Raw genomic sequence first — 620 nt, 5'->3', positions numbered from 1 at the left:
TTAAGGTAATAAAGGCAAAACTAAAAAAGCTATCTAGTACATTAAGATACAGATAAGGCTTAACGGGGCTTGCTGTATTAGCGTTATTTGGCGTTAGCATATGCTTTTGCGCAAAAGGCAGTGCTAAAGTATTGGGTTGCAGACCGCGCGCTTGCAATTTAGTGATAAGCCGCGCTTTACTCTCAGAGCGCCACAAACGGCTAATCTCATAACTACCACGTAAACCAATGGCGATAAAAAAGGCGACCAACAGCCATTGATAAGGGTGTTCGGCGTTAAAGACTTGACCGTTTGTGTTGATTTTGGCGACCACATAACATAAGCATAGAGCGGCTAGCATCCACCACCAAGAGCGTGCAATCAAGTAGATAGTTGGCAAGCGAGTACGCAGCTTGGGCACAGCAAGCGACCCCCAAGCCAAACTGACGACTGTCATAAGCCCGATGACGAACCAAGTATCCGTTGCCATACACTGCGCATTCCAAGGGTAAGTTAAGCGTGCAATCTTTTTGTAGACTTATAGCATAACAAGGTTTGTATGAACTTAGCTAGCAGCTAAGACAAATGTTTGTTTGTCTGAGTCATATAGTGCTGTCGACTCACTACTTTGGGATTTAGTG

The 620-nt window shown here is 44.5% G+C and carries 1 protein-coding gene; it reads right to left on the bottom strand.

Annotated elements, in window-relative coordinates:
- The coding region (locus ACTXGO_RS15775) for a hypothetical protein (protein ID WP_443575184.1) at positions 1-469 on the bottom strand (469 nt) is incomplete at its 3' end.
- Positions 470-620: the final 151 nt, after the last annotated feature.

The sequence above is a fragment of the Psychrobacter sp. T6-1 genome (assembly GCF_052258445.1).
This window is presented reverse-complemented; position numbering and strand designations above follow the sequence as displayed.